The organism is Psychrobacter proteolyticus, from assembly GCF_038155145.1.
GTDB lineage: Bacteria > Pseudomonadota > Gammaproteobacteria > Pseudomonadales > Moraxellaceae > Psychrobacter > Psychrobacter proteolyticus_B.
This window is the reverse complement of record NZ_JBAKAY010000021.1, coordinates 1-458: the sequence shown is the minus strand read 5'-3', so window position 1 is coordinate 458 and position 458 is coordinate 1. Positions and strand designations below refer to the sequence as shown.

General features: G+C 56.3%; 1 protein-coding gene. It reads right to left on the bottom strand.

Annotated features, from left to right (window positions below):
• On the bottom strand, positions 1-458 hold a 458-nt coding region (locus tag V6252_RS12850; RefSeq protein WP_341610712.1), incomplete at both ends, for a hypothetical protein.

Here is a 458-nt window from a genome sequence, read left to right as displayed (position 1 = left end):
ACGCTAAAGATGAGGCTGTTGTCCACGCCTTCAATCGCTTGCGCGTCGGTCGCCGTAATACTGACCACAGGCGCATCTGTCGCGCCGCCATCTTCATCTAGGATTTCAGCAGTGGCAGTGGCGGTGCCAAGAGCGGCATTGACTGGGCCCGATAGGCTCATGCCAATGGTTTCTGATATCTCGTAGATCGCATCTTGCGTTGGGGTGATGCTAAAGCTTGGCATGTCAGCAAGCAAGGTGCCTGCTGGAATGGACACGGTGACCCCTGCAATCGCATCCGCCACACTGATGGTTTGGGTGCTGCCATCAGCATTGGTCAGCAAGATGCTGTCAATGTCCGCCGCTTCTGCGTCGGTCAAGTTCAGGGTAGCAATCACACTGGTGGCACGGTCACTCAGACCGGCCTGATCGATACTAAAGACGATGGTGTCATCTGCCGCGCCTTCAATCGCGGATCC